At 67.3% G+C, this 24,723-nt stretch carries 23 protein-coding genes and 1 pseudogene; 10 read left to right on the top strand and 14 right to left on the bottom strand.

Annotation, left to right across the window (positions count from 1 at the left end):
* Window positions 1-227 precede the first annotated feature (227 nt).
* From AC5P74_RS15345 to AC5P74_RS15355, 3 genes are read right to left on the bottom strand one after another with little or no spacing between them, the layout of a single operon-like run.
* A complete protein-coding gene (locus AC5P74_RS15345) occupies window positions 228-1,178 on the bottom strand; it encodes an aspartate carbamoyltransferase catalytic subunit (RefSeq protein ID WP_049410639.1) in 951 nt (316 codons plus the stop codon).
* A gap of 16 nt (window positions 1,179-1,194) precedes the next feature.
* On the bottom strand, window positions 1,195-1,689 hold the full coding sequence (gene ruvX, locus AC5P74_RS15350; protein WP_005408378.1) for a Holliday junction resolvase RuvX: 495 nt from the start codon (window positions 1,687-1,689) through the stop codon (window positions 1,195-1,197).
* The gene (locus AC5P74_RS15355; protein ID WP_049410646.1) at window positions 1,682-2,248 is read right to left on the bottom strand and encodes a YqgE/AlgH family protein; all 567 of its coding nucleotides are present in this window, start codon (window positions 2,246-2,248) and stop codon (window positions 1,682-1,684) included. The genes ruvX and AC5P74_RS15355 overlap by 8 nt, the downstream gene beginning before the upstream one ends.
* Before the next feature lie 91 nt (window positions 2,249-2,339).
* On the opposite strand from AC5P74_RS15355, the gene AC5P74_RS15360 reads away from it, so the two are divergent.
* Both AC5P74_RS15360 and AC5P74_RS15365 read left to right on the top strand, forming a co-directional pair.
* Window positions 2,340-4,127: a DUF4153 domain-containing protein gene (locus tag AC5P74_RS15360; protein WP_346607314.1), complete on the top strand. Its 1,788-nt coding sequence runs from the start codon at window positions 2,340-2,342 to the stop codon at window positions 4,125-4,127.
* Window positions 4,124-4,669 carry a DNA-3-methyladenine glycosylase I gene (locus AC5P74_RS15365; protein WP_053500765.1) on the top strand — a complete coding sequence of 182 codons (546 nt, stop codon included), beginning with the start codon at window positions 4,124-4,126 and terminating at the stop codon, window positions 4,667-4,669. The genes AC5P74_RS15360 and AC5P74_RS15365 overlap by 4 nt, the downstream gene beginning before the upstream one ends.
* Window positions 4,670-4,751: 82 nt before the next feature.
* Here the strand turns inward: AC5P74_RS15365 and AC5P74_RS15370 are convergent, their stop codons facing one another.
* Window positions 4,752-5,459, bottom strand: a complete 708-nt coding sequence (locus AC5P74_RS15370; protein ID WP_005415543.1) for a YitT family protein — start codon at window positions 5,457-5,459, stop codon at window positions 4,752-4,754.
* Window positions 5,460-5,576: 117 nt separating this feature from the next.
* Entirely contained in the window at window positions 5,577-5,789 is a 213-nt protein-coding gene (locus AC5P74_RS15375; RefSeq protein WP_053500763.1) for a DUF4287 domain-containing protein, read from the bottom strand.
* Window positions 5,790-6,195: 406 nt separating this feature from the next.
* Between AC5P74_RS15375 and AC5P74_RS15380 the strand changes: the two genes are divergently transcribed.
* Window positions 6,196-7,092, top strand: coding sequence for a LysR family transcriptional regulator (locus tag AC5P74_RS15380; RefSeq protein WP_053499791.1), 897 nt, complete (start codon window positions 6,196-6,198; stop codon window positions 7,090-7,092).
* An 82-nt stretch (window positions 7,093-7,174) separates the two neighbouring features.
* Here AC5P74_RS15380 and AC5P74_RS15385 read toward each other — a convergent pair whose 3' ends face one another.
* The 3 genes from AC5P74_RS15385 to AC5P74_RS15395 all read right to left on the bottom strand — a co-directional run bounded on the left by AC5P74_RS15385 (window position 7,175) and on the right by AC5P74_RS15395 (window position 10,558).
* Window positions 7,175-8,158, bottom strand: a complete 984-nt coding sequence (locus AC5P74_RS15385; RefSeq protein WP_346607312.1) for an aldo/keto reductase — start codon at window positions 8,156-8,158, stop codon at window positions 7,175-7,177.
* Window positions 8,159-8,279: 121 nt separating this feature from the next.
* Complete coding sequence (locus AC5P74_RS15390) at window positions 8,280-9,422, bottom strand: PilT/PilU family type 4a pilus ATPase (RefSeq protein WP_005415539.1); 1,143 nt, start codon at window positions 9,420-9,422, stop codon at window positions 8,280-8,282.
* 98 nt (window positions 9,423-9,520) lie between these two features.
* Complete coding sequence (locus AC5P74_RS15395; RefSeq protein WP_004147099.1) at window positions 9,521-10,558, bottom strand: type IV pilus twitching motility protein PilT; 1,038 nt, start codon at window positions 10,556-10,558, stop codon at window positions 9,521-9,523.
* 87 nt (window positions 10,559-10,645) lie between these two features.
* Between AC5P74_RS15395 and AC5P74_RS15400 the strand changes: the two genes are divergently transcribed.
* Together AC5P74_RS15400 and proC are read left to right on the top strand one after the other, a co-directional pair.
* The gene (locus AC5P74_RS15400) at window positions 10,646-11,323 is read left to right on the top strand and encodes a YggS family pyridoxal phosphate-dependent enzyme (RefSeq protein ID WP_065197107.1); all 678 of its coding nucleotides are present in this window, start codon (window positions 10,646-10,648) and stop codon (window positions 11,321-11,323) included.
* Window positions 11,324-11,341: 18 nt separating this feature from the next.
* Window positions 11,342-12,163 carry a pyrroline-5-carboxylate reductase gene (gene proC, locus AC5P74_RS15405; RefSeq protein WP_065197108.1) on the top strand — a complete coding sequence of 274 codons (822 nt, stop codon included), beginning with the start codon at window positions 11,342-11,344 and terminating at the stop codon, window positions 12,161-12,163.
* 60 nt (window positions 12,164-12,223) lie between these two features.
* Here proC and AC5P74_RS15410 read toward each other — a convergent pair whose 3' ends face one another.
* Window positions 12,224-13,099: a LysR family transcriptional regulator gene (locus AC5P74_RS15410; RefSeq protein ID WP_065197109.1), complete on the bottom strand. Its 876-nt coding sequence runs from the start codon at window positions 13,097-13,099 to the stop codon at window positions 12,224-12,226.
* Window positions 13,100-13,197: 98 nt separating this feature from the next.
* On the opposite strand from AC5P74_RS15410, the gene AC5P74_RS15415 reads away from it, so the two are divergent.
* On the top strand, window positions 13,198-13,800 hold the full coding sequence (locus tag AC5P74_RS15415; protein WP_171957813.1) for a short chain dehydrogenase: 603 nt from the start codon (window positions 13,198-13,200) through the stop codon (window positions 13,798-13,800).
* Window positions 13,801-13,878: 78 nt separating this feature from the next.
* On the opposite strand, the gene soxR is transcribed toward AC5P74_RS15415, so the two are convergent.
* On the bottom strand, window positions 13,879-14,313 hold the full coding sequence (soxR, locus tag AC5P74_RS15420) for a redox-sensitive transcriptional activator SoxR (protein ID WP_111175615.1): 435 nt from the start codon (window positions 14,311-14,313) through the stop codon (window positions 13,879-13,881).
* 81 nt (window positions 14,314-14,394) lie between these two features.
* On the opposite strand from soxR, the gene AC5P74_RS15425 reads away from it, so the two are divergent.
* On the top strand, window positions 14,395-15,765 hold the full coding sequence (locus AC5P74_RS15425; RefSeq protein WP_053499781.1) for an MFS transporter: 1,371 nt from the start codon (window positions 14,395-14,397) through the stop codon (window positions 15,763-15,765).
* Between the two features lie 86 nt (window positions 15,766-15,851).
* Here AC5P74_RS15425 and AC5P74_RS15430 read toward each other — a convergent pair whose 3' ends face one another.
* Together AC5P74_RS15430 and AC5P74_RS15435 are read right to left on the bottom strand one after the other, a co-directional pair.
* Window positions 15,852-17,873, bottom strand: a complete 2,022-nt coding sequence (locus tag AC5P74_RS15430) for an esterase/lipase family protein (protein WP_495204981.1) — start codon at window positions 17,871-17,873, stop codon at window positions 15,852-15,854.
* Window positions 17,873-18,847 (bottom strand): Lnb N-terminal periplasmic domain-containing protein, encoded by a 975-nt coding sequence (locus AC5P74_RS15435; protein WP_346607327.1) that lies wholly within the window; start codon window positions 18,845-18,847, stop codon window positions 17,873-17,875. Before AC5P74_RS15435 ends, AC5P74_RS15430 begins: the two co-directional genes overlap by 1 nt.
* Window positions 18,848-19,018: 171 nt before the next feature.
* Here AC5P74_RS15435 and AC5P74_RS15440 point away from each other — a divergent pair, with 171 nt between their 5' ends.
* Complete coding sequence (locus AC5P74_RS15440; RefSeq protein WP_138953024.1) at window positions 19,019-19,423, top strand: GFA family protein; 405 nt, start codon at window positions 19,019-19,021, stop codon at window positions 19,421-19,423.
* A gap of 278 nt (window positions 19,424-19,701) precedes the next feature.
* Here the strand turns inward: AC5P74_RS15440 and AC5P74_RS15445 are convergent, their stop codons facing one another.
* The gene (locus tag AC5P74_RS15445) at window positions 19,702-21,219 is read right to left on the bottom strand and encodes an MFS transporter (protein WP_346607310.1); all 1,518 of its coding nucleotides are present in this window, start codon (window positions 21,217-21,219) and stop codon (window positions 19,702-19,704) included.
* A 107-nt stretch (window positions 21,220-21,326) separates the two neighbouring features.
* Between AC5P74_RS15445 and AC5P74_RS15450 the strand changes: the two are divergent.
* Window positions 21,327-22,251 (top strand): annotated as a pseudogene (locus AC5P74_RS15450) (LysR family transcriptional regulator).
* A 48-nt stretch (window positions 22,252-22,299) separates the two neighbouring features.
* Here the strand turns inward: AC5P74_RS15450 and AC5P74_RS15455 are convergent.
* Entirely contained in the window at window positions 22,300-23,163 is an 864-nt protein-coding gene (locus tag AC5P74_RS15455; protein WP_053499773.1) for a DMT family transporter, read from the bottom strand.
* 132 nt (window positions 23,164-23,295) lie between these two features.
* On the opposite strand from AC5P74_RS15455, the gene AC5P74_RS15460 reads away from it, so the two are divergent.
* Complete coding sequence (locus AC5P74_RS15460; RefSeq protein ID WP_346607308.1) at window positions 23,296-24,675, top strand: aminotransferase-like domain-containing protein; 1,380 nt, start codon at window positions 23,296-23,298, stop codon at window positions 24,673-24,675.
* Window positions 24,676-24,723 lie beyond the last annotated feature (48 nt).

Below are 24,723 nucleotides of genomic sequence, written 5' to 3' on the forward strand. Positions count from 1 at the left end.
CAACCTAGGCTGGTACCCACCACACCAGCAGTGCCAACCTAGGCTGGTACCCACCACACCAGCAGTGCCAACCTAGGCTGGTACCCACCACACCAGCAGTGCCAACCTAGGCTGGTACCCACCACACCAGCAGTGCCAACCAAGGTTGGCATCTACCAGAGCGGTGCGCGGAAAAGCCGCGCGGCAAGTGTGTCAACCAAGGTTGACACCTACCGCACCCAGGGCGATCAGCCCAGCAAGGTTTCCAGCACGGCCATGCGCACGGCGACGCCGTTGGCGACCTGGCGCAGCACCCACGATTGCGGGCCGTCGGCCACGTCGTCGGTCACTTCCACGCCGCGGTTGATCGGGCCCGGGTGCAGTACCGCAGCGTCCTTGCCGGCACGCGCCAGGCGCTCGCGGGTCAGGCCGTACTGCGCGTGGTACTGCTCCAGCGACGGCACCAGGCCTTCTTCCATGCGCTCGCGCTGCAGGCGCAGCATCATCAGCGCGTCGACACCTTCCAGCATCGCGTCGAAATCATCGCCGACCACGCAGCCCTTCAGGGTCTCATCATCCGGCAGCAGCGACTGCGGGCCGCACACGCGGATCTCGCCCACGCCCAGCGTGCGCAGCGCATGCAGGTCGGTGCGGGCCACGCGCGAGTGCTTCACGTCGCCGACGATCACCACTTTGAGCTTCGAGAAATCCGGGCCCTTGGCCTGGCGCAGGGTCAACATGTCGAGCAGGCCCTGGGTCGGGTGCGAGCTGCGGCCGTCGCCGGCATTGATCAGCGCGGTGCCCTCGCCCGCAGCGTCGGCAAGCGCGGCCACGGCGCCGTCATCGGGGTGGCGCACCACGAAGCCGCGCACGCCCATCGCTTCCAGGTTGCGCAGCGTGTCGCAGGCGGTTTCGCCCTTGCGCGTGGACGAGGTCGAGGCATCGAAGTTCAGCACGTCGGCCCCGAGGCGCTGCGCGGCCAGCTGGAACGAGCTGCGGGTGCGCGTGGACGGCTCGAAGAATAGCGTGCACACCGCCGAACCAGCCAGCACGTGGCGCTTGTTGCCGACACGGCCGACTGCGGCGTCGCGGATCTGCCCTGCCCGATCGAGCAACTGCAGCAGGGTTTCGCGCGGCAGGCCCTCCAGGGTCAGCAGGTGGCGCAGGCGTCCGGAGGCATCGATTTGCTGGGCAGTCATGGCGGGAGTCGTGCAGTCAGGGAATGGGGGTGGCGTCGTCGGGGGACGACAGCCAGCGGTCGATGATCACCGCCGCGGCCACGGCGTCGAGGGCGGCCGCATCACGGCGACGCTTGCGCCCTTCGGCGCGCTCGACGGCGAAACGGCGGGCAGCCTCGACCGAGCTGGAACGCTCGTCGATCATCACCACCGGCAGCTTGAAGCGCTCCCGCAGCTGGCGGGCAAAGCCCTGCGCACGCTTGCGGTTGGGCTGGTCCTGGCCGTCCAGGGTCAGCGGGTCGCCGACCACCAGGCCGTCGGGCTTCCATTCCTTGAGCAGGCGTTCGATCGCGGTCCAGTCCGGGCCGTTGCCGTGCACATCGACCACCGCCACCGCGCGCGCATGGGCGGCGAAGGCACTGCCGATGGCCACGCCGATCCGCCGCGAGCCGACATCAAAACCCAGGACCGTGCCGTCACGACGGATGGCCGGGGCAGCAGAATCCGGTGCGGGCGTGATGGGCTCAGACATGGCCGCTGTAGTCAGTCAGCCGGAACAGGTCGACACCGATACGCGAAGCCGCACCCTGCCAGCGCTGCTCCAGCGGCAGCTGGAACACCAGCTCGGCATCGGCCGGCACGGTCAGCCAGCTGTTCTCGGACAGCTCGCTTTCCAGCTGCCCTGCGCCCCAACCGGCACAGCCGAGGGTGACCACCGCATTGGCCGGGCCTTCACCGCGCGCCATCGCTTCGAGGATGTCGCGCGAGGTGGTCAGGTACAGGCCGTGGCCCACGGTCAGGCTGGAATCCCACGCGCGCGCGTCGTCATGGATGACGAAGCCGCGCTCGGGATGCACCGGGCCGCCATTGAGCACCATGCGCGCCTGCAGGTCGCCATCACCGGTGGTGATGTCCATCTGCGCGAGCACTTCACCCAGCGTGTATTCGGAAGGCTGGTTGACCAGCACGCCCATCGCCCCGTTCTCGTCGTGCTGGCAGATCAGCGCGACGCTGCGGGCAAAGGTCGCGTCGAGCAGCGACGGCAGCGCGACGAGCAGGTGATCGGCAAGGGAGGTCGGCATTACAGGCATGGGCCCATTCTACCTGCTGGGGGCCGGATGGTCGCGCGATGGCGCCGAACCACGATGGGCTAGGATGGTGCTTTGCCACGGAAGGTCATTGATGCCGTCTTCTTCGCCCCTGACCCTGCCGGCACGCAGCGCCATCGTCCTGCTTGCCCTGCTGCAGGGCCTGATGCTGTATGCCGCGCAGGAGCTGTCCGATGCGTGGCCGTTCCGCGATATCGGCTGGCGCTATTGCTGGTACGCCTGGGTGCTGGCCATTCCCAGCGCAGTGGCGCTGAGCCTGGTGGAACTGGGCCAGCGCCGCCTGTGGCTGCAGGCCGTGCTTGGCTCGACGGTGGTGCTGGCGCTGGCCGGCTGGATCGGCTGGAACCTCAATGGCGAAACCGCACTGGAATCGGGCGCGCTGCAGTTTCCGTTGACCCTGGGCATGGCCGTGGCGGTGTTCGTGGCCCTGCCCTGGTGGCAGTTCCAGCTGCAGCATGGGCACTGGCGCGCCAGCTACCCCGAGTTGTTCGAGCGCGCCTGGCAGAACGGTTTGACCCTGGCCCTGGCGGCGCTGTTCACCGGGCTGACCTGGCTGCTGCTGTGGCTGTGGGCAGCGCTGTTCCAACTGCTGGACGTGAATGTCTTCCGCGACCTGTTCCGGCAGGACGCTTTCATCGCACTGGCCACCGGCAGCCTGGCCGGGTTCGGCGTGCTGATCGGGCGCACCCAGCACCGCGCGATCCAGATCACCCGCCAGGTACTGTTCGCGATCTGCCGCGGGCTGCTGCCGCTGCTGTCGTTCATCGCCGTATTGTTCGTGCTGAGCCTGCCGTTTACCGGGCTGGAGCCGCTGTGGAAGACCCGTTCGGCCGCCAGCCTGCTGGTGGTGGTGTCGCTGCTGCTGGTGACGTTCACCAATGCGGTCTACCAGCAGGGGGAAGACAGTGCCCCCTACCCTCTCGTGCTGCGCAGGCTGGTCGAAGCCAGCCTGCTGACACTGCCGGTTTACGCCGCGCTGGCACTGTATGCATTGGGCCTGCGCGTGGCGCAGTACGGCTGGACCCTGGATCGCTTCTGGGCGGTGCTCGTCGCATTGGCCACGGCCGGCTATGCCGTGGGCTACGCGCTGGCGGTGCTGCGCCGGCAGCGCCGCTGGCTGCAGATGCTGGAGCCGGTCAACCGCTGGATGTGCTGGGCGGTGCTGGCACTGGCACTGCTGGGCAACTCGCCGCTGCTGGATCCGGTGCGGCTGACCCTGTCCAGCCAGCTGGCGCGCCTGCGTGCGGATCCGCCGGCGATCACCAGCAGCGACGTCAACGTGCTGCGCTTCGATCTGGGGCGCCGTGGCGTGCGGGCGCTGCGCGAACTGCAGCGCGATCCGGCCATCACCGCCGATGCCAACGCGCCACAGGTGATCGCTGCTGCACTGGCACGCACCTCACGCTGGGACGACGGCCACCGCCTCGACAAGGGGCCGCAGGACGTCGCCGCCCTGCAGCGCGCGCTGAAGCTGGCCAAGGGATCCAGTTCGCCACCGGACGACTGGTGGAAAGCTCTGGCCACCCGATCGATCAATGGCGAATCCTGCGCCCAGAGCGAGCGCGACTGCCTGATCGTGCATCGCGACCTGGACGGCGATGGTACCGGCGAGGTGCTGCTGTGCGAGCTGAACACCCACCGTGGACCGGACTGCGTGCTGTACGCACGTGGCAAGGATTCCCAGTGGCGCCGGGCCGGTGCGCTCTTCGGCACCGTCAGCGGCCAGGCCGAGACGATCAACCAGGCCCTGCGTGACGGCAGACTCACGCTCATTCCACCGCGCTGGCCGATGCTGTCCATCGGCGGGCACCCTGCGGTGGCCATCGATCCCGAATCCGATTCCAACGAGCCTTCCCCATGAGCGGCTACTGCCTCATCGCCCCGGGCCATCCGGTGCACGACCATTACCACGCCAACGAGTACGGCTTCCCGCAGCGTGACGAGCGCGAGCTGTTCGAGCGGCTGGTGCTGGAAATCAACCAGGCCGGCCTGAGCTGGGAAACGATCCTGAAGAAGCGCGAGGGCTTCCGCGCGGCCTACGACGGCTTCGATGTCGACCGCGTGGCGGCGTATGCCGAGCAGGACATCGAGCGCCTGCTGTCGGACGCAGGCATCATCCGCAACCGGCTGAAGGTACGGGCGGCGATCCACAACGCGCAGGTGATCCAGCAGTTGCGGGCCAGCCATGGCAGCTTCGCAGCGTGGCTGGATGCGCACCACCCGCGCAGCAAGGCCGACTGGGTGAAGCTGTTCAAGAAGACGTTCCGCTTCACCGGCGGCGAGATCACCGGCGAATTCCTGATGAGCCTGGGCTACCTGCCCGGTGCGCACGCCGAGGATTGCCCGGTGCATGCACGGCTGCTGATGCTGTCGCCGCCGTGGTTGAAGGCCGCCGCCCGCTGATGGATATCCGCCGGGCATGGCCCGGCGCTGCCATGCATGGGTTCCGGTAGTGCCGGCCGCTGGCCGGCAACACCGTTGAACGTCACACGCCCATGTAGCGGCCGGGGCGGTGGTTGAACATCAGCACCAGGCTGAGCACCACCGCGCCGATGGCCGAATACAGCACCTTCGACGGCGACAACACGAAGAACGCGGCCACCATCAGGCACGCGTCGTAGGACATCTGCACCTTGCCCGCGCTCCAGCCACGGGTGCGCTGCAGGTACACCGCCAGGATGCCGATGCCGCCAAGGCTTGCACGGTGGCGGATGAAGAACAGGATGCCCAGGCCGGACAACGCACCGCCGACAATCGCCGAGTACAGTGGGTTGATGTGCGAGAAGTCGATCCAGCGCGGCAGCAGGTCGGTCAGCACGCCACAGGCGGTGACCGCGGCGAAGGTCTTCAGGGTGAATTCCCAGCCCATGCGGCGCAGCGCCACCCAGTAGAACGGCAGGTTGACCAGCACGAACACCAGGCCGAAGTTCCAGCCCATCGCGTAGTGCAGCAGGAAGGCCATGCCCGCCATGCCGCCGATCATCAGCCCGCCCTTGGCGAAGATGGCCAGGCCCAGCGAGGCCACCATCGTGGCCAGCACCATGCCCTGCACGTCCTCGGCGATCGAGTGACGCAGCGCTTTGTCGTCGGCGGTGGTGCCGGCGCTGTCGGGCGGCGGGGTCAGCGGACCGGCGGTGACCAGGTGGCCGTCAGCGTCGTCGCACGGCGCGGGGCCATGGGAGGGAAGGGACATGCGGGTGGGGAACAGCAGGTGGGGAGCGGTATTAGACACGATCTGCATGACAGTTGCAGATGAAATCGTTCAGCTGAATGCGCCCCAGCCCGCCCTCCGCCGGCCGCCGGCCGCCGGTCACCCCTTGCCGGCGAGATGGTGCGCCACCAGCGCGTTGGCGTGCCCATGGCCCAGGCCGTGTTCGCTCTTCAGGAAGCTGACCAGTTCCATGTGCTTGAGGCCCTTCTTTTTCGACAGCAGGCCGAACCAGTGCGCCACCGGCTGCCCGTAGGTCTTCTCGATTGAGGGGAAGTACGAGGCCGGGCCTTTCGGATTGGTGTCAGTGCTCATCTGCAGCTCCCGTTGAAGTCATTCATTCGACGAACCACAGTCCCTGAAATCGACATCCCTACACGCCCGCCCCAGTGCCGACCAACGGTCGGCACCCACCAAAGCAGAATGCCGTTCCAACAGCTCGCGGGAAACTGTCGAAGGCGGGGTGGGTCCGGTTGAGGGGGCGTGAGCCGCATGGGCCCGAGGCATGCCTCGGGCGGGTTGGGCAAGACGCCCAACCCGGTCTTGCCGTGTGCGCAGGACAGCGCACACGAGCAAGCGGCGACCGCGCCTGCATGGACGTATTTACGGCGCCCCCCTCAACCGGGCCCACCACGCCATCCCACGGAATGCACGCATTTGACGTTGACGTTGCCTTGGCTTGAAGCAGGTGCCGGGCGCAGCCCGGCCGTATCATCCCCGCATGCCCCGCGAAAATCTCAACGATCTGCAGGCCTTTGTCCACGTTGCCCGCGAGGGCAGCTTCACCAAGGCTGCCGCCCAGTTGGGCGTGTCCCAGTCCGCGCTCAGCCATGCCATGCGCGGACTGGAGCAGCGCCTGGGCGTGCGCCTGCTGACCCGCACCACCCGCAGCGTCTCGACCACCGAAGCCGGTGCCCGCCTGCTCGATACCCTGGCCCCGCGCCTGGCCGAGATCGAGGACGGGCTGGCCGCGCTGGCCGAGTACCGTGAACGCCCGGCCGGCACCATCCGCATCAATGCCACCGGCCACGCCGCCGAGTACATCGCCTGGCCCAGACTGGCGCCGCTGCTGCGGCAGTATCCGGATTTGAAGGTGGAACTGGCGGCCGACTACGGGTTGGCCGACATCGTGGCCGAGCGCTACGACATCGGCATCCGCCTGGGCGAGCGGCTGGCGCGCGACATGATCGCCGTACCGATCAGCCCGCCGCTGCGCATGCGCGTGGTCGGGGCGCCCAGCTACTTCCGCCAGCACCTGGTGCCGCGGCACCCGGACGACCTGGCCGGGCACAACTGCGTGACCCTGCGGCTACCCACGCATGGTGGGCTGATGCCGTGGGATTTCGGCCAGGACGGCAATGAACTGAGCGTGCGCGTGAGCGGCCAGTGGACGTTCAACACCATGGGCATGACCCGCACCGCTGCGCTGGCCGGCAGCGGATTGGCCTGGCTGCCGCAAGACCAGGTGCAGCCGATGCTGGACGATGGACGGCTGCAATCAGTGCTGGACGACTGGTGCCCGCACTTCGATGGTTACTACGCGTATTACCCTTCGCGCCGCCACGTGACCGTGGCGATGCGGACGGTGCTTGATGCGCTGCGCGGGCCGATGGGGTGAGGGTTAAGGAGTGCGGACCAACGGTCCGCACCCACCACCAACGGTCCGCACTCACCACCAACGGTCCGCACTCACCGGCTGGTCAGCCCTTGGCCTGTGCCGCACGCTGCGGGTTGTAGCGCTCGCCAACGATCGACACTTCGTCCAGCGCCTGCGCGATGCGTTGCAGTTCTTCCGGCGCCAGTTGCAGGTCGGCCGCGCCCAGGTTTTCTTCCAGGCGATGAACCTTGGTGGTGCCCGGAATCGGCACGATCCACGGTGCCTGCGCGAGCAGCCAGGCCAGTGCGACCTGCGCAGGCGTCGCACCGCGCGCTGCCGCAATCGTGCTGATGCGATCCACCAACGCCTGGTTGGCGCGGCGCGCCTCCACTTCGAAACGCGGCACGGTATTGCGGAAGTCGTTGGCGTCGAAGGTGGTATCGGCGTTGATCGCACCGGTCAGGAAGCCGCGGCCCAGCGGGCTGAACGGCACAAAGCCGATGCCCAGCTCCTGCAGCGTCGGCAGCAGCTCACGCTCCGGCTCGCGCCACCACAGCGAATACTCACTCTGCACGGCGGCGACCGGCTGCACGGCATGCGCGCGACGCACGGTGGCAGCACTGGCCTCGGACAGGCCGAAGTGGCCGACCTTGCCCTCGGCGATCAGGTCGCGCACGGTGCCGGCCACATCCTCGATCGGCACGTTCGAGTCGACGCGGTGCTGGTAGAACAGATCGATATGGTCGGTACGCAGGCGCTTGAGGCTGGCTTCGGCCACGGCACGGATGTTCTCCGGGCGGCTGTCCAGGCCAGCATCGGTGCGCGCGTCCTTGAAACCAAACTTGGTGGCGATCACCAGCCTGTCGCGGTGGGGCGCCAAGGCCTGGCCGAGCAGGTCTTCGTTGGTGTACGGGCCGTACACTTCGGCGGTGTCGAAGAAGGTCACGCCGCGCTCGACGGCGGCGTGCAGCAGGGCGATGCCCTGACTCGGTTCGACCGGCTGGCCGTAGGCATGGGTCAGGCCCATGCAGCCCAGTCCCAAGGCGGAAACCTTCAGGCCACTGCGGCCGAGTTCACGTGTCTGCATCGTCGTACTCCAGAGGGGGAGTGCTGACGATACGCCTGCAGTGGCGATGGATTGAACCGGTTGGACGGCAGTCGGTCATGACTGGAATTCATCAATCCGGTCATGACCGATGCCGGCCGGGTCAGCGGATTTCGGAGATTTCCACTCCATCCAGCCCCTGCGACAGGGTGCGCGCGTCGCCGCCCTGGCTGAGTTTGATGCGCAGGCGCACCTCGTTCTGCGAATCGGCGTAGCGCAGCGCGTCCTCGTAGCTGATTTCGCCGGCCTGGTACAGCTCGAACAGGCTCTGGTCGAAGGTCTTCATGCCCAGCTGGACCGAGTCCTTCATCACTTCCTTCAACTTGTGGATCTCGCCGTCGCGGATGTAGTCCTGTACCAGTGGCGTGCCCAGCAGGATCTCCATCGCCACCTTGCGCGAGCGGCCATCGGGCGATGGCACCAGCTGCTGCGCGACCACGCCCTTGAGGTTCAGCGACAGGTCCATCAACAGCTGGTTGCGGCGGTCTTCCGGGAAGAAGTTGACGATGCGGTCCATCGCCTGGTTGGCATTGTTGGCATGCAGCGTGGCCAGCACCAGGTGGCCGGTTTCGGCGAACGCGATGGCGTGGTCCATGCCTTCGCGGGTACGCACCTCGCCGATCATGATCACGTCCGGCGCCTGGCGCAGGGTGTTCTTCAGCGCGGCTTCCCAGCTGTCGGTATCGATGCCGACTTCGCGCTGGGTGATGATGCAGCCCTCGTGCTTGTGCACGAATTCGATCGGGTCTTCGATGGTGATGATGTGGCCGGTCGAGTTCTGGTTGCGGTAACCGATCATCGCCGCCAGCGAAGTCGATTTACCGGTACCGGTAGCACCGACGAACAGGATGATGCCGCGCTTGGTCATCGCCAGCGTCTTGATGATCGGCGGCAGGCTCAGCTCTTCCACGGTCGGAATGCGCGTCTCGATGCGGCGCAGCACCATGCCGACCTGGTTGCGCTGGTAGAAGCAGCTCACGCGGAAACGGCCGACACCGGACAGGCCGATGGCGAAGTTGCATTCGTGGGTCTTCTCGAATTCCTCGCGCTGTGCCGGGGTCATCACGTTGAGGACCAGGTCGCGGCTCTGCTGCGGCGTCAGTGGCGTCTGCGTGATCGGCGAGATCTTGCCGTTGACCTTCATCGCCGGTGGCATGCCGGCGGTGATGAACAGGTCCGAGGCGCGCTGGTGCGCCATCAGCTTGAGGAACGAAGTGAAATCGATGGTGGTCGCGGTGGTGTTCACGGCGGGCTCCCGGAAAGCGGTTTACCAGGTAACGGTCGGTGGAGGAAACAACACGGAGCGGCCGCGCCATTGCGCGCGCCGCCCGTCGCTGTCCCGCCTTACTCGAACAGGCGCTTATCCTTGGCGTACTCGCGGGCCTGGTTGCGGGTGATCAGGCTGCGCTTGACCAGGTCCTGCAGATGCTGGTCCAGGGTCATCATGCCGTACTGCTGGCCAGTCTGGATGGCCGAGTACATCTGCGCCACCTTGTCCTCGCGGATCAGGTTGCGGATGGCCGGGGTGCCGACCATGATTTCCCACGCTGCGGTACGGCCGCCACCGACCTTCTTCAGCAGTGCCTGCGAGATCACCGCACGCAGCGACTCGGACAACATCGAACGCACCATCGGCTTTTCGCCGGCCGGGAACACGTCGATGATACGGTCGATGGTCTTGGCCGCCGAGCTGGTGTGCAGGGTGCCGAACACCAGGTGGCCGGTTTCCGCGGCGGTCAGTGCCAGGCGGATGGTTTCCAGGTCGCGGAGTTCGCCGACCAGGATGATGTCCGGGTCCTCACGCAGTGCCGAGCGCAGTGCTTCGTTGAAGCCATGCGTGTCACGGTGCACTTCGCGCTGGTTGATCAGGCACTTCTGCGAGGTGTGCACGAATTCGATCGGATCCTCGACGGTGAGGATGTGGCCGTATTCGTTCTTGTTGATGTAGTCGATCATCGCCGCCAGCGTGGTCGACTTGCCCGAGCCGGTCGGGCCGGTCACCAGGATCAGGCCCTGCGGCTGCTGGATCACTTCGCGGAACAACGGCGGGCAGGCCAGGTCCTCAAGGGTGAGCACCTCGGACGGAATGGTACGGAACACCGCACCGGCGCCGCGGTTCTGGTTGAACGCGTTCACACGGAAGCGCGCCAGCGACGGGATCTCGAAGGAGAAGTCCACTTCGAGGAATTCCTCGTAATCGCGGCGCTGCTTGTCGGACATGATGTCGTACACCAGCGCATGGACCTGCTTGTGGTCCAGGGCCGGGATGTTGATCCGGCGAACGTCGCCGTCCACGCGGATCATCGGCGGCAGGCCTGCAGACAGGTGCAGGTCGGACGCTTTGTTCTTTACGGAAAACGCCAGCAGTTCGGCGATATCCATGAGCGGCTACTCCCCAATAACGGCTTCGACTGGAAGGATCTTTCCCCGGGCGGCAGTATAGCCTCCTGATTCAACGGAACGCGTTACGTGGCCACTCCCCTGCCCCAGATCCTGAGCAACCTGCATGCCGCCGCCGAGGCGGCCGGCCGGCCCGATCCGCGCCTGCTGGCTGTTTCCAAGACCCAACCGGCCGAGGCCGTGGCTGCGCTGGCCGCACAGGGCCAGCAGGCCTTCGGCGAGAACTATGTGCAGGAAGCGCTGGCCAAGATGCAGGCGCTGCAGCACCTGGCGCTGGAGTGGCATCTGATCGGCCACCTGCAGTCGAACAAGGCCGAGGCGGTGGCCACCCATTTCGACTGGGTGCAGAGCGTGGACCGGCCCAAGCTGGTAACGGCGCTGGCGCGCCATCGCCCGGCCGCACGCGGCCCGCTGAACGTGCTGATCCAGGTCAACATCGACGATGAATCCAGCAAGCACGGCTGTGCACCGGAGGATGTCGAGGGGCTGGCCGCTGCGATTGCCGCCGAGCCCTCGCTGTGCCTGCGTGGCCTGATGGCGATTCCCGCGCCATGGCCCGAGGCCGAGCGTCGCCGCGATGCATTCGTGCGCATGCGCACACTTTTCCAGTCGCTGGCCGCCCAGCGCGCGCAGGTCGACACGCTGTCGATGGGCATGAGCAGCGACTACGCCGAAGCCATCGCCGAGGGCGCCACCCTGGTGCGCATCGGCACCGCCCTGTTCGGCGCGCGCGCGCGACCGGCCTGATTTTCCAAGGAGACATCCATGGCAGCTGATTCCATCACCTTCATCGGCGGCGGCAACATGGCGCGCAGCCTGATCGCCGGCCTGATCCGCCAGGGCGTGCCGGCCGCGCACATCCATGTGGCCGAACCGGTTGCAGCGCTGCGCGAGTCGCTGGCTGCCGACTTCGGCGTGCAGGTGCACGACAACGCCACCGATGCCGGCGCACAGGGCGGCACCTGGCTGCTGGCGGTGAAGCCGCAGGTGCTGCGTGAGGTCTGCCAGTCGCTGCTGGCACTGGCCCAGGCAAACCGGCCGCTGGTGGTGTCGATCGCCGCCGGCATCACCAGCGCGCAGCTGGAACGCTGGCTGGGTGGCAACCTGCCGGTGGTGCGTGCGATGCCCAATACCCCCGCTCTGCTCGGCGCCGGCGTGACCGGCCTGTATGCCACTGCATCGGTGGATGCGCAGCAGCACGCGCAGGCCGAACAGGTGCTGGCCAGTGCCGGGCGCACGGTGTGGATCGATAGTGAGGCGCTGATGGATTCGGTGACTGCCGTGTCCGGCAGTGGACCGGCCTATGTGTTCCTGCTGGCCGAAGCGATGGAAGCGGCGGGTATCGCCCAGGGCCTGCCGGCCGACGCCGCGCGCACGCTGGTGGTGCAGACCCTGCTGGGCGCCTCGCGCATGCTGGATGAGGCCGGTGAGAGCCCCGCAGAGCTGCGCCGACGCGTGACGTCACCCAACGGCACTACCCAGGCCGCGATCGAGAGCTTCCAGGCTGGCGGCTTCGAGGCACTGGTGGACAAGGCACTGCGCGCCGCGCAGGTGCGTGGACAGGAATTGTCTGCGGCGAATGATTGATCCCCTGGGGTCAGATCCCTTTGCCTCGGCAAAGGGATCGGACCCCATCTATCCCGATGATCATTGCCCCAATGTGGTCATGACGAAATCGACGAAGCACTGCAAACGCGGGCGCGGGCGTCGATCGGGCAGGTAGATCAGGTGCATCGGCCGCGGTTCGGGCAGGTAGTCGCGCAGCAGCGGCTTCAACCGCCCCGCTGCGATCTCCGCCGCCAGCAGTGCGGTGGGCTGCAGTACCAGCCCGGCCCCGGCCACGGCGGCTTCACGCAATGCGAAGCCATCGTTGCTGCTCAGCCGCGCCTCCCAGTCGACCTGTTCGCCGTTGGCCAACTGCCAGCCATGCCCGCCGCGCCAGGCCAGATGGCTCAGGCAGTCGTGCCCTTGCAGGTCATCCGGTGTTCGCGGCGTGCCGCGCCTGCGCAGGTAAGACGGCGCCGCGCACAGGCTCATCGCATACGGCGGCAGCGGCCGCGCCACCACCTCCTGCGATGGCAACGGCCCGACCCGGATCGCCGCGTCGAAGCCATCTTCGATCAGATCCACGCGGCGGTTGCTCAGGTCCAGCTCGATGTTCAACTGCGGCTGCGCACGCAGCAGGCCAGCCAGCTGCGGCGCCAGCACGCAGCTGCCCCAGGTGGTGGGCGCGCTGACCCGCAACAGGCCACGCGGCTGTACCTGCAGGCCGGCCACATCGGCCTCGGCCTGCTGCACCTGCTCCAGCACCTGCCGGCACCCGGCCAGGTAGGCGCTGCCGGCTTCGGTCAAGCGCTGGCGGCGGGTGTTCCGTTGCAGCAACGCGGTGCCCAGATGTGCTTCCAACTGCTGGATGTACTTGCCCACCATCACCGCCGACACCTGCAGCTGTTCGGCGGCGCCGGCGAAGCTGCCGCGCTCGGCCACTGCCACAAAGGCCTGCATGCAGCGAAGGGTATCCATTGCTAATCCAGAGTTAGGAATCTGCGAATCATACGCCGCTTACCTAACCCCACTGTGACGGCGCAGACTGCGCTCACTCCCACACGCAAGGAACGGCCATGAAGATTCTCCTCGTCGGTGCCAGCGGCACCCTCGGCCAGGCAGTCGCCCGCCAGCTCGGCCAGCAGCACCAGATCCTCGCCGCCGGTCGCCACAGTGGCGAACTGCGTGTGGACCTGACCGACGACGCCAGCGTTGCCGAACTGTTCGCGCGTACCGGCCCGGTCGATGCGGTGATCTCAACCGCTGGAAAGCTGTACTTCGGCCCGCTGCAGGAGATGACGCCCGAGCAGTTCAACATCGGCCTGCAGGACAAGCTGCTGGGCCAGGTGCGGCTGGCACTGGCCGCGCAGCACCAACTCAACAGCGGCGGCTCGATCACCCTGACCAGCGGCATCGTCAGCGCACAACCGATCCGCGACGGCGTCAACGCCACCGCAGTGAATGCCGCACTGGAAGGCTTCGTGCGCGCTGCCGCACTGGAGCTGCTGCCGCGCGGCCTGCGCATCAACGTGGTCAGCCCGAACGTACTGATCGAATCGATGGCGGCCTACGGCCCCTACTTCCCGGGCTTCGAAGCGGTAAGCGCGCAACGCGCCGCACTGGCCTTCCAGCGTGCAGTGGAAGGCATCCAGAGCGGCGAGACGATCACGGTCTGGTAAGAAAAAGGGGACGGAGGGGATTAAGTCGTTTTCGTCCGCCGGGCATGGCCCGGCGCTACCGGGAGCGCGTCCCCTTTTTCATTCCCAGCGCATCGGGCCATCGCCGCGTTCGCCGAGAACGTCGCCAGGGTTGGCCAGGCGGCAATGCTGCAGTGACAGGCAGCCACAGCCGATGCAGCCGGTCAGTTCATCGCGCAGCAGCTGCAGCATGTGGATGCGCTGTTCCAGCTCGGTGCGCCAGCGCGCGGACAGCTTGGCCCAGTCAGCCTTGGTCGGTGCACGGCCTTCAGGCAGGCTCTCGAAGGCGCGGCCGACCGCTTCCAATGGCATGCCCACCCGCTGCGCAACGCGGATCACCGCCAGCCGGCGCAGCACGTCGCGGCTGTAACGGCGTTGGTTGCCCGAGGTGCGCAGGCTGCTGATCAGCCCCTTGCGCTCGTAGAAATGCAGTGCGGAAACGGCCACGCCACTGCGCTGGGAGACCTCGCCAACGCTGAGTTCCTGGGATGCCATTGCTTGACCTCAACTACAGTTGAGGTGGCATGCTGCTATCTTCGCCGCCCGTTGACAAGCGCGGCCCGCCCCCTGACCGGTATGACCCCGACCCTCTCTCCCGCCGACACCCGCCTGCCGGCTGACACATCGATCCTGTCCGCGCGCTACCGCGCCACCACCCTCGGCATGGTCGCGCTGGTCGCGCTGCACGCCTTCGAAGCATTGGCCGTCGCGGCCGCGATGCCCACCGTGGCCGAAGCACTCAGTGGCCTGCGCCTGTATGCGCTGGCCTTCGGCGGCACACTGGCCACCAGCGTGATCGGTATGACCCTGGCCGGACGCTGGGCCGACCGCCAGGGCCCGGCACGGCCGCTGTGGTACGGCCTGGCCTGCTTCGTGCTGGGCCTGCTGCTGGCCGGCTTCGCCGTGCGCATGGGCATGCTGGTGGCCGGGCGCCTGCTGCAGGGCCTGGGTGCGGGCGCGATTTCGGTCTCGCTGTACGTGATGGTCGGCCGCAGCTACCCCGAGCACCTGCGGCCGAAGGTGTTCGCGGCATTCTCGGCGGGCTGGGTGGTGCCCTCGATGGTCGGCCCGGCGCTGAGCGGCCTGATCGTCCAGCATCTCGGCTGGCGCTGGGTGTTCCTGGCGGTACCGCTGCTGGCAGTCCCTGCTGCCCTGTTGCTGCGGCCTGCGCTGGCGTGCACGCAGCCTTCCGCCGACAGCAGCAACGACGAGGGGCGCGGGAACATCGTGCGCTGGGCAAGTGGTGCATCGCTGGCGGCGCTGCTGCTGTACTTCGGCGGCCAGCAGCACGGTCCGACCGCCCTGCTCTGCATCGGCGTGGCGATGCTGGCGCTGCTGCTATGCGTGCACCGGCTGCTGCCGGCCGGAACGCTGATCCTGCGCAGGGGCCTGCCCAGCGTGATCGCACTGCGCGGCGTCGCCGCTGCCGCATTCTTCGCCTGCGAAGCCTACCTGCCGCTGCTGCTGCAGCGCGAACGCGGACTCCCGCCCAGCTGGGCCGGCGCGGTGCTCAGCCTCGGCGCACTCGGTTGGTTCGCCGGCTCCTGGCTGCAGGGTCACCAGCAGCGCGGCTGGTCACGCCAGCAGCTGCTGCGCGTCGGCACGGCGATGATGACGGTGGGCATCGCCGCAACGCTTGCGGTGTTGTTCAATGCAGTGCCATTGCCGGTGGCCCTGGTGGGCTGGACGGTCACCGGTTTCGGCATGGGCATGATCTACGCCAGCCTCTCGGTACTCACGCTTTCGCTGTCAGCAGCGCATGAGCAGGGTGCCAACACGTCGGCCCTGCAGCTGAGCGAGGCCCTGTCGGTGACCACAGCGCTGGCGGTCTCCGGTGCGCTGTTCGCGCTGTTCGTGGAAAGCGCGCCGCACACCGGCTACCTGCTGTGCCTGGCGATCACTTTCGGCCTGGCGGTGCTGGCCGCGGCGATCGCACGGCGGGTGTAGGCAGCCACATTAAGGTAGTGCCGGCCGCTGGCCGGCAACCTCCGCGCACACAGGAATGCCGTGATGATGCCGGCCAGCGGCCGGCACTACCTGGTAGCGGCGCCCACGTCATCGATATCCCGGTGCAGGATGCGCCGCACTTCCAGCACCGCTTGCGGGGTCTCCTGCACACTGTGGCCGGAAATGATGACCTTCTCCGACAGCGCCCCCGGCAGGTGCGCACTCCAGTACGGCACCAGTCCGTCATCGGACTTGTCCACTGGCAGCTCCGGCTTGCGCTGGGCGATGATCGAGTGGTACTTCAGTCCCGCTTCGATCGGCAGCTGCGCTGCGGCCTTGACGAACGGGTCGCTGGCCTTGAGGTTGTCGATGCTGTTGGGAATCTTCGGCTTGGCCGTGCCATCGACCTGCTGCTCGGCCTGCGCCAGCGCCATGAACACGTCCTCGAACTTGCCGAGGATGGTCAGTGGCAGGCGCACCAGCCGGCCCAGCAGGCGCCCGACCTTGTTGCCGGCAATATCGGTGCCCTGGTGCGGCGCAGCGATGAAGATCGCACGCTCCACGTTCGGCTGTGCCTTGAAATGCAGCAACGGCCCCAGCTTGTTCTGCACGCGCTTCAGACGCTCGCCCTTCAGGTCATAGTTGGCCAGCAGGTCGTTCCACAGCACGTCACCGGAATCGCTCACCAGCAGCCGCGCGAGCACGCCGCCCATGCTGTGGCCGATGTAGACCATGTCCTTCGATGCACGCGTGCTGCCATTGGGATCGAAGTGCTTCAGCGTGTCGTTGAACGCATTGGCGATCTCGTAGCGGTTCAACGCGATCGGTGCGTTGGTCGGGTAATAGACCTGCCACACCTGGAACTGCTGGCGCAGCTCGGGGTCGCCCATGATCTCATTGGCCAGGTTCACCCAGGCTTCCGGGCTGCTGGCCAGGCCGTGCAGCATGAAGATGATGCGGCGGTTCGGGTCCCACGGCTGCATCAGGTAGATGTGTGGCTCGCCGATGCCCTCGCTCATGCCGAACAGGGTGCGCAGTGACTGCCGGGCGAAACCGCTCTGGGCAAGCCACAGGCCGTAGGCCGCGGTGAAATTGCCGGCCAGCGGCACCTGTTCGCCGTGCAGGGTGATGCGCTCGGTAGCTTCCGGCGAATAGGCATCCAGTTCAACCCGGCGCGTCCGCATCACATCGTCCAGGCTGCTGCCTTCGAAGCGCAGCAACGCGGTGACGTTGATCGAGGACATCTCGCTGAACTCGGGCACCGAATCGTCATGCCGATGACGGCGGCCACGGCGTGCGCCCTCTTCGTCATCCTGCGGTGTCTCCGCCTTCGGGCCCTCAGGCGCGATCACCGTTGCGACCAGCTTCGGCGGGTCCATCACCATCACCAGCTCGGCACCGAAGCCATCACGGCGATAAGTACTGCGCAGCCCGACGAAGCTGACCGTGCCAGCCGGCACCAGCTGCGCGGGAATGCTCTTCAGGTTCAGCTGCTGGTAGTTGGAAGCCAGCGACCAGCTGCCAACCGAGATCGGCTTCGTGTAGTCCTCGCCAGCCAACGCAGCGGCGCGCGCGCGGACGAACAGCACCACCGCCGCCTTCTCGGCCGCGTAGTTGTAGTAGTCACGCACCTGCGTCTGCCGGTCTTCGAAGGCGCGATCCGATGGTGAGCGGCCGCTGTAGAACAGGTAGGCATAGGCGTAGCGCGCGGCTTCCAGCCAAGCGTCCAGCGCCGCGTCGCTCATCGGCGGATCGCCGGCTGCGGTCTTCTTCGGCGTCAGCGCCAGCGCGGCCTTCACCCACAGTTCGGACAGCGCAGACAGCCGCTGCTCGACATTGAGATCGTCGGTCATCAGCAGCGTGCTACGGCAGACCAGGAAGTCCTTCTCGCACTGCGATTCGTCCAGGCCTGCCGCGCTTAGCGTCTCGCGCGCAGCGGGGCTGAGCTTGCCGGTATTGAGCACGTCGGCACGCTTGTTGACCAGCGAATCGCTGGATTTGACCTGCTTGACGGTGACCATCGCGCAACCACTGCTGCCCAGCAGCAGGAAGGCGGCGAACAACACCGGCAGCGCACGCTGCCAGCGGATCAGGAGGAGTCGAGTCATTACTGCGGGTCCTGCTCGGTGCCAGGTACGCCCTGGCGGATCACGGTGGAGAAGTGGTCGCCGCTGCCCAGGTCCAACGCACGCTGGGTGATGCGGCCCTTGTCATGCAGCTCGGCATAAGGCACGCCTGGGGTGAGTGCGCCGACCTCCTGCGCATACTCGGCCAGATACCCGGACAGCAGCAGGCGGTAGTCCAGCGGCAGGCGCGGCGCGATGTGGCGGGCCAGGTCGAAGACGATGGTGGTGCAGTTGCTGGTGAGCGTGTTGTAGAAGCCCGGCTTCGCATCCAGTTCGCGCGCCTGCGCGATGTACGCGGCAAACAGTTCCTTCAGCTGCGCGTGGTCCATGCCGTGCAGGCGGTACAGATAGACATCCTCGCCACGCGCGTTGGTGCGGGTGCGGATGATGTCGGTCTCTTCCGAGGCCACCAGGGTCATCTCGAACTTGCGGAAGAACCCGCCCAGTGCCGAAAACGATTCGCCGCGCTCCTTGCGGATCTCCAGCGAGAACACCACGTGGCGACCGTCCTCGAAACCGAACGAGATGAGGGTGTGGGCGATCGCCGGGCCCATCCAGTACGACAGCACCAGATCGGCCGAGCGCAACTGGTCCAGGTCGTATTCGCGGCGCACCCAGCGCGCGTCGTAGTCGGTTTCGCTGCGCCAGGTGAAATCACGCACGTTGTCGAACACCACGTGGCGCCCGTCGAAGGACACCACATGCAGGCGCTGGGCCACGTCATCGGCCCACACGCGGTCCTGGCGTGGGGTCAGCAGCAGCCACCACAGGCCGGCCAGCGCCAGCGCAGCGCCATACGCCATGCCGAGGCGGCGGTTGCTGCGACCACGCGCGACCCGCCACGACGCCCACAGCGCAACCAGCAGCCACAGCACCGCAATGCCGTTCGCCAGCCAGCCCGGCCCCGGCATCTGATAGGCCAGCAGCCCGGCCACCCACAGCGCTGCCAGCGCCATGGCACTTCCTGTCATCCAACGTCCTGCGGCTTTCACTGGCATCCTGTCGCGGTCCCGAAGCCGCATAGTTAGCCACAAGCGGGTTCACCGTGGCATCTACGGCCTGTTCAGGCACGCCGGCGCACCGTCTGCGGCGGTCCATGCGGCCAGGTTCACTTCACAGGAGCAACGATGGGCATCACTTCCGTGGCCGGCGTTCCGGTCCAACCCCAGCACCGCGCCACCTGCCATTGCGGCACGGTCGAGCTGCTGCTGGACCTGCCGGACGGCATCGTCGACCCGCGCCGCTGCGACTGCTCGATGTGCCGGCGCCGGGGTGCCATTGCAGCCAGCGTTGCCCGTCAGGGCCTGCAGGTGGTGCGCGGGCAGCATCACCTGCAGAAGTACCAGTTCAACACCCATGTGGCCGAGCACTACTTCTGCGGCGTGTGCGGCATCTACACCCATCACCGGCGCCGCTCCAACCCGGACCAGTACGGCTACAACGTGGCGTGCCTGGAAGGCATCGACCCGTTTGCGCTGGGGGTCATTCCGGTCAGCGACGGGGTCAACCACCCGTCAGACCGCACCGGCTAGTGGCGCGTGCGCCGCGGCGGCGTGGCGATCTTCTGCCAGGGCGCCATGCCGCTGCGCCCGGCCCGCACAGGGCGTTTCAGCCAAGGCCGGCGCGGCGGTGCCTGCGGCGCGTCCGCGACCGGGGGAGGAAGCGGTCTACGGCCGGGCCAGAGATGGTCGAGCAGCCACATGGCGGGTCTCCGTGGGGGACGGGGACGATCAACATTAGACCTGGGTGGGCATGGGCGGCGTGAGCGGAAGACGACAACGGGATGACGGCGGAGGGGGCGATGAGCCTGCTACGCCGTATGCCCGGCCAACGCGCCTTTGCGTTTCCGCAGCAACAGGTGCAACAACACAGCACACGCAGCCGTCAGCAGCGCCAGTACACGCAGCAGTGTTGCCATCGCCTTGGTGCTGACCTGCTGCAGCTGCTCAGCGCTCATCGCCGGCAGCAGCGCCACAGCCTGCGCGCGGGACCCGCTCGCCAGATAAGCGCCGGCACGCGCCAACGACGCGGGCGAAGCCCCTTGCAGCTGCCGACCGATCAGCAACGCGAGCAGTGCAGTCACCGCAGCCAACGCGATGCCTTCGCCGGCCACCCGTACGGTTCCAAAGATGCCTGCAGCCATGCCCGCACGTTGCACCGGTACCACGCTCACCGACAGCCCATCCATCAGCCCCCACGGCAACGCCGTTCCTGCGCCGATCAGCATCAGCAACGGTACCCACTGCGAGGGCGATGGGTGCGACGCCTGCCGCGACAGCAGGTACAGACCGGAGGCACACACCAGCAGTCCCAAAGTGCAAAGCCGCGCACTTCCCACGCGCTCCGCCCAGCGCGCGGCAAGCAAGGGCAGCACAAGCATCGGTGCGGACAGGGCCAGCATCTGCAGCCCCACCTGTGTCGGGCTCTGTCCAAGTACGCCGAGCAGCTGCAGGGGCAGTACGACCAGCAGCACTACGTAGCCGAAGCAGGTCGCCACCGGCAGCAGCTGGACGCCGAGGAACGCCGGTTGCGAGAACAGTGAGAGGTCCAGCAATGGTGATGGGTGCCGTCGTTCGATAGTGACGAACACCCCGCCCAACAACAGCGTCGCCAGCAGCGCCAGTTGTACACGCACGGCGTGCAGGCCGAACTCGCCCAGCCACAGCAGGGCCAGGGTCAACGCAGCCAGCGTCAGGCTGAAACTCAGCATGCCGCCGATATCCAGCCGTCGGCGCTCGCCATGGCTTTCGGGCAACGCGCGCGCGGCCAGTGCGAACGCCGCCAACGTCAGCACACCGCCCGCAGCGAACACGCTGCGCCAGCCCAGCGCCTGCAGCAGCAGGCCCGCGAGCAGCGGCCCCAGCGCCAGGCCCGCACCGAATGTCGTGCCCAGCAGGGCGAAGACACGGGCACGCCTCGGTCCCTGCCAGCCCTGCGCCAGCGCAGCGGTGCCCGAGGCCAGCGCTGCGGCGGCGGCAACGCCCTGCAGGCCACGCGCCAGATCCAGCCACAGCAGCGTAGGCGACAGGCATACAGCGGCCGTCGCGAGGGTGAAGCCGGCCGTGCCCAGCAGGAACATCCGCCGTCGGCCATGGCGATCAGCCAGGCCACCGGCAGCGAGCAGCAGGCTGCCGAAGGTGAGCATGAAGGCGTTGGTCACCCAGGCCAGCGCAGTGGGCGATGCCACTGCGGAGCGGGCCAGCACCGGCACCGCGACGGCACCGGCGGTGAAGGACAACGGCAGCGCCAGCGCGGCCAGGCAAACCGCAAGCAGCGTCCAGCGTTGCGGCGTTTGGGCAGGTACAGGGAGCATCGAAACCGGGGCCATGCGGGCCTCCATCCATCAGGGGCATTGATGATGGGCGGGCCGTTATTCCTGAAAAACAGGCTCTATGGACGTTGATTGCGGCCATATGTTCCGCAATCATGTCGGTCATGGACTCCATCTCTGCCCTGCTCGCCTTCGTCCGAACCGCAGAGGCGGGCAGCATCGTCGGCGCCGCCCGCGTACTCGGCCTGTCCGCCTCGGCGGTAGGCAAGCGCATCGCCCGCCTTGAACAGAACCTGGGCACCCGTTTGTTCCAGCGCACCACCCGCCGCGTGCACCTCACCGACGAAGGCGAACTGCTGCTGCAGCGCTGTCGCCGCGCACTGGATGAGCTTTCCGAAGCGCAGGCGGACCTGGCGCAGCGACAGCACGCCCCCAGTGGGCTGCTGCGCATCGGCCTGCCCACCATCGGCTACCGCTTCCTGCTGCCGGTGCTGCCCGGCTTCCAGCAGCGCTACCCGCAGGTGCAGCTGGAACTGGACTTCAACGACCGCATCGTCGATGTGGTCAGCGAAGGCCTGGACGCGGTGATACGCAGCGGCGAACTGGCCGATTCCAGCCTGACCGCACGGCGGCTGGGTGGTTTTCGTTTCATCCTCTGTGCGGCGCCGGGCTACCTGCAGGCGCACGGCACACCCGGCGATGTAGGCGACCTGCGCATGCATACCGCGCTGCGCTTCCGTTACCCCACCACCGGAAAGCTGCATCCGTGGCAGCTGCCGGGTATCGAAGGCGATGCCGGGGCGCGGCTTCCCACGGCGATGACCTGCAACAACATGGAAGCCGTGCTGGCCGCTGCGATCGGTTGCATGGGCCTGGCCTGGATGCCGGACTTCCTCGCCGCTGACGCGCTGGGCGATGGCCGCCTGCAACGGGTGCTGCCTGCGCTGCCCACGCACCAGGGGCAGTTCTCGTTGCTATGGCCCGGTGGGCGCCATCCCAGTGCACGCCTGCGGGTGTTCATCGACTACGCCGTTGCCAACCTGTTCCAGGACGCCTCATAAAAAGGGGACGGAGGGGATTAAGTCGTAATCGGCCCTACTGTGCCTGTTACGACTTAATCCCCTCCGTCCCTTTTTCCTAGCGACTGAAGCGGCGGGCGCCTGCCACGCAGATCACCGCGACCGCGGTCACCAGCACCATGCTGAGGCTGACCGATTCGTGCAGCAGCAGCGCGGCCAGGGCCAAGCCGAAGAACGGCTGCAGCAACTGCAACTGGCCGACAGCGGCGATGCCGCCCTGCGCCAACCCGCGGTACCAGAACAGGAAGCCGATCAGCATGCTGAACACCGCCACGTAGCCCAGCGCCCACCACGCCGAGGCACCGACCGCAGTGAACGAGGCCGGGCGCATCAGCACCGTCAACGGCAGCATCACCGGCAGCGCCAGCAGCAGTGCCCAGCTGATCACCTGCCAGCCGCCCAGGTGACGGGCCAGCCGGCCGCCTTCGGCATAGCCCAGCCCGCACACCACGATGGCCGCCAGCATCAGCAGGTCAGCTTGCAATGACGCCTCGATGCCGTTGCGCACCGCATAGCCGACCACGCAGGTACTGCCCAGCAACGAGAACAACCAGAACGCCGGGCGCGGCCGTTCGCCACCGCGCAGCACGCCGAACAGCGCAGTGCTCAGCGGCAACAGGCCGAGGAACACGATGGTATGTGCCGATGACGCGTGGCGCAGCGCAAGCGCGGTCAGCAGTGGAAAACCGACCACAACGCCGAGGCTGACCACCACCAGCCCAGGCAGGTCACCGCGCCGCGGCCACGGCTGGCGCAGCATAAGCAGCAGCGCCAGGCCAAGCACGGCGGCGATGGTGGCGCGTGCGGCGGTGACGAACCCGGCATCCAGCTGCAGCACCGCCAGGCGGGTGGCCGGCAACGAGCCCGCGAAAATCACCACCCCGATGAAGCCATTGATCCAACCGCTCGCCGACCGTTCCACGCCTGTGATCCTGAAGTGCCAGGCGACGCCTGGCGGAGCCTGTATGGAAGCATCCATGGCGGAACCGCCCCAGCTACAATCCAGTACAGTCGCAAAGAACTGTATTGCCCACACTTCCACTACAGTGCTGACATGCCACGTCCGCTTACCCGCATCGAATCGGTCATCCAGGCGGTCCGCAACCGCATCACCGCGCGGGTCGATGGCCCCGGCTCCCGCCTGCCTTCGGTGCGCGCGCAGGCGGCAGCGATGGGGGTGTCGGTCTCCACCGTGGTCGAAGCCTACGAGCGCCTGGCGGCCGAAGGGCTGATCAGCGCGCGTGCCGGTTCCGGCTTCTACGTCAGCGGACCGGCCGCACCGCTCGCCCTGGCCGAAATGGAACCGCGGCTGGACCGCGCGGTGGATCCGTTGTGGGTGTCGCGGCAATCGCTGGAAACCCCGCCGGGCCACCTCAAGCCGGGGTGCGGCTGGATGCCCAGTAACTGGCTGTATCACGATGGCATGCGCCGCGGCCTGCGTCGGCTGGCGCGTGCCGATGCAGTGCATCTGGTCGACTACGCCGGCCCACTCGGGCTGCCCGCGTTGCGCCAGCTGCTGCAGAGGCGCAGCGCCACGCTCGGCATCGATGCACCGATGGAGCAGATCCTGCTGACCGAATCCGGGACGCACGCGGTCGACCTGATCTGCCGTTTCCTGCTCAAGCCCGGCGACTGCGTGCTGGTCGATGACCCGAGCTACTTCAACTACCACGCGCTGCTGAAGGCGCACCAGGTACAGGCAGTGGGGGTGCCGTACACGCCCACCGGCCCGGATCTTGAAGCGTTCGATCGTGCATTGCAGGACCATTCGCCGCGGCTGTACATCACCAATTCCGGACTGCACAACCCGACCGGTGCGGTGCTTTCGGCCAGCACCGCGCACCGTCTGCTGGGCCTGGCCGAGCGCAGCGAACTGATCATCGTCGAGGACGACATCTTCGCCGACTTTGAACTGCACCCCGCGCCGCGGCTGGCGGCACTCGATGGGCTGTCACGGGTGATCCACGTCGGCAGTTTCTCCAAGACGCTGTCGGCAGCCTCTCGCTGCGGCTACATCGCTGCACGCCATGACTGGATCGAAGCGTTGACCGACCTGAAGCTGGCGACCAGCTTCGGCGGTGGCCATCTGGCCGCGCAGCTGATGCACATCGCGCTGACCGACAGTGGCTACCGACGCCACATGCAATCGGTGCGTTCGCGATTGGCCGATGCCCGCCGGCACACGCTGCGCAAGCTGCACACGCTGGGAATCACCCCGTGGCTGCAACCGGAAGCGGGCCTGTTCCTGTGGTGCCAGCTGCCCGATGGCCGCGATTCCGCCGCGCTGGCGCGGCAGTGCCTGCGCGAGGGCATCGTGCTGGCCCCGGGCAACGCGTTCAGCCAGTCGCAGCGCGCGGCCGACTATCTGCGCTTCAACGTATCGCAATGCCAGGACGCACGGATCTGGCAAGTGCTGGCGCGGGCATTGCGCTGAGCTGGATGCAAGCCGGTCAACGCAGCTAGGAGTGTCCCGCGGCAAAGG

The organism is Stenotrophomonas sp. YJH_SMC_94-11, from assembly GCF_059370435.1.